Origin of the sequence: Allostella sp. (assembly GCF_041913585.1) — a bacterium.
In the GTDB taxonomy this organism is placed as follows: Bacteria; Pseudomonadota; Alphaproteobacteria; order ATCC43930; family Allostellaceae; genus Allostella.
Map to the genome: position 1 here is coordinate 1 of NZ_JAYSFE010000257.1, position 2,566 is coordinate 2,566.

Annotated in this window: 3 protein-coding genes; all 3 read right to left on the reverse strand. The window is 67.3% G+C overall.

Features of this window, described 5'->3' with window-relative positions; translation table 11 throughout:
* Nucleotides 1-673: SMP-30/gluconolactonase/LRE family protein (locus ACE3Q3_RS23900; RefSeq protein WP_374450289.1), on the reverse strand; the 673-nt coding region annotated here is incomplete at its 3' end.
* Between the two features lie 22 nt (nt 674-695).
* Entirely contained in the window at nt 696-1,640 is a 945-nt protein-coding gene (locus tag ACE3Q3_RS23905; RefSeq protein WP_374450290.1) for an aldo/keto reductase, read from the reverse strand.
* A gap of 128 nt (nt 1,641-1,768) precedes the next feature.
* Nucleotides 1,769-2,566: calcium-binding protein (locus ACE3Q3_RS23910; RefSeq protein ID WP_374450292.1), on the reverse strand; the 798-nt coding region annotated here is incomplete at its 5' end.

Sequence of the window (2,566 nt, forward strand, 5' to 3'; positions counted from 1 at the left end):
GCGAGCCGACGACGTAGAGGATGCGCTCGTCGGGGGAGAAGCAGAGGCCGTTCGGCCCCTGGATGCCCTCGGCGACGATGGTGAGACGGCCGGACCCGCCGTCGATGCGGTAGACGTTGGTCGGCAGTTCCGGCTCGGCCCGGTCGCCCTCGTAGTCGCTGACGATCCCGAAGGGCGGGTCGGTGAACCAGATCGAGCCGTCGGACTTCACCACCACGTCGTTCGGCGAGTTCAGCCTTCTGCCCTCGTAGGAATCGGCGAGGACCGTGATGCTGCCGTCGATCTCGGTCCGCACGACGCGCCGTCCGCCATGCTCGCAGGTGACGAGCCGCCCCTGGCGGTCGCGGGTGTTGCCGTTGGCGTTGTTGGAGGGCGAGCGGAAGAGGGAGACGGCGCCCGTCTCCTCCTCCCACTTGTACATGCGGTCGCCGGGAACGTCGCTCCACAGCAGGAAGCGGCCGTCGCCGAACCAGACCGGGCCCTCGGCCCAGCGGCAGCCGGTAAAGAGCCGCTCGACGGCGGCCAGCGCCAGCCGGTACTTGGCGAAGTTCGGGTGGAGCTGCTCGACCAGCGGGTCGGGATAGCGGCGCTCCGGCTCCCAGCGGGCGCCCGCCGTGTCGGGCGGCGGCGGCAGGTCGGTCGGCTTCGGCCCTTCCGGGCTCTTGTCGGTCATCGGCGTTTCCTCCCCCTCGGGCTCAGGCGTGGCTGGTGATGCGGTCGATCTCCGCCATGTCCTCGGCGGTCAGGTCCCAGCCCACCGCCTTCACGTTCTGCTCGAGTTGCTCGGGCCGGGTCGCGCCGGCGATGACGCTGGCGACGGGCGGACGCCGGGCAAGCCAGCTGAAGGCCAGTTCCAGCATCGAATGGCCGCGGGCGGCGGCGAAGTCGCCGAGCTTCTCGGCGACGGCCCAGTTCCGCTCGGTCATGTAGCGGTCGGCGAGACGCTGGGTCGTGGTCAGGCGGGCGCCCGCCGGCATCTCGGCATTGCGCCGGTACTTGCCGGTCAGGAGGCCGCTGGCGAGCGGGAAGTAGGGCAGGAGGCCCATGCCGAAATGGCGGGCCGCCGGCATCAGCTCCTTCTCGATGCCGCGGACGACGAGGCTGTACTCGTCCTGGCAGGAAACGAAGGCCTCGAGATTGTGGTGGCGCGCCGTCCACTGCGCATCCGCCACCTGCCAGCCGGCGAGGTTGGAGCAGCCGATGTAGCGGACCTTCCCCTGGCGGACGAGATCGTCGAGGGCCCGCAGGGTCTCCTCGATCGGGGTACGCGGATCGGGCTGGTGGAGCTGGTAGAGGTCGATCCAGTCGGTCTTGAGGCGGCGCAGGCTGTCCTCGACCGCGCGCATGATGTAGCGCCGGGCGCCGCCGATCAGCACGCCGTCGTCGGACATGGCCATGCCGAACTTGCTCGCCAGCACGATGTCCTTGCGGCGCGGTCCGAGGATCGCGCCGAGGCAGGTCTCCGAACCGCCGCGATTGCCGTAGATGTCGGCGGTGTCGAACAGGGTGATGCCGAGTTCGATCGCCTTGTCGACGACCTTGCGGGAGGCTTCGAGGTCGATGCGGCCGCCGAAATTGTTGCAGCCGAGGCCGACCACCGAGACCAGCAGGCCCGACGTTCCGAGGTTGCGCAGTTCCACGGGGATGCTCTCGCTATAGGGTGGAGGAGGGGAGCCGCATCCTGGCACGGATGGCCGCAGCCCGGAAAGAGAAGGGGCCGGGGGATTTCTCCCCCGGCCCCGGGTCGCGTTCGCTCGAAGACGTCGTCTCAGATGATGACGAAGTCGCCGGAGTTGTTGCCGGCCGGGCCCTCGTTGAACTGGGCCAGCTGGTTGACCGCCGTGATGTTGTTGAAGGTGGCGATCAGCACGGCGTTCGAGGTCGAGACCATCGAGGTGTCGAACCAGATCTCGCCGCGGTTGGTGCTCGAATTGAAGAAGATGTAGAAGCCCGGCTTGTCCGTGTCCGCCGCACCGACCGAAAGGAAGGTGTCGAAATTGCCGATCGAGTAGCTGTCGCCGGTGGCGATCAGCAGGTTGTCGTTGGCAGTCGACGCATCGCCGGCCGTGCCCTTGTACCCATCGATCGCCGAGACGTCGGAGAAGGCGTTGCCGTTGAACACCATCTTGTCGACGTTGCCGGTGAAGTCCTGGATGATGTCGGAGTAGGCGCCGCCGTAGTTCCAGTTGTACTCGTTGACGAACTGGTCCTTGCCGGCGCCGCCGACGAGGAGATCCTCGCCGTGCTCGCCATCGATCGTGTCGTTCTTGGCACCACCGATCAGCGTGTCCTCGCCGAACCCGCCGAACATCTCGAAGGAGCCGTTGGTCTCCCGGCTGCCGTCGATGTAATCCTCGCCGCTGTTGGCGAACACGGTGAGCGTGGCGCCCGAGGCGACGTTGCCGTCGGCGAAGGTGACGTCGTCGCTGTAGTTGCTGAAGGCGACCGTCTCGAAGTTCTCGATCGACTTGTCGCGCAGCGTCAGGATCGTCTGATCCTCGAAGCTGATGAAGTCGTTGTCGGTGCCGCCGTCGTTGGCGTCGGTGATGAACAGGCCGCGATCGTA